The sequence below is a fragment of the Haloflavibacter putidus genome, assembly GCF_006546625.1.
In the GTDB taxonomy this organism is placed as follows: domain Bacteria; phylum Bacteroidota; class Bacteroidia; order Flavobacteriales; family Flavobacteriaceae; genus Mesonia; species Mesonia putida.
Genome location: NZ_VIAR01000039.1, coordinates 1 through 442 on the forward strand (window position 1 = coordinate 1; position 442 = coordinate 442).

Annotated in this window: 1 pseudogene; it reads right to left on the reverse strand. The window is 43.9% G+C overall.

From position 1 onward, the window contains the following. A pseudogene (locus FKR84_RS13440) lies at positions 1–442 on the reverse strand (hypothetical protein); the annotation flags it as partial.

Below are 442 nucleotides of genomic sequence, written 5' to 3' on the forward strand. Positions count from 1 at the left end.
TAAGTGTACTCACTTCTCCACTACCATTGTCAGAACCATCTAGCCAAGCGTAATTAGTGCCGCCTCCCGGAGTATAATCTCCAGCAGAGTCTGCGGCATAATCACCGTTAAGGCTATAATCCCAAGCATTATCACCACTTTCTGTCCAACAGTTTGGGGTAGAATCTGCCGTAAAATCTTCTAACCAAGGAGTACTAATTACATCGCATTCTGTAGTAAAACTCTGCGAACCAGCCAAAAAACTCTCATTACCGGCTCCACAAATTGCACGTACATATACATCATAATCTGTAGCTGGATTCAAACCGGTTATGGTCTCACCAATAGTTCCATCTGTATCTTGTACGGCATTACCTTCTGTTTCAGGATTAAAACCAGCAGGACCGTAAAGAATTTCCCACTCGGTTTCGGAACCACCAGAAGTCCAGCTTATATCAGCTGC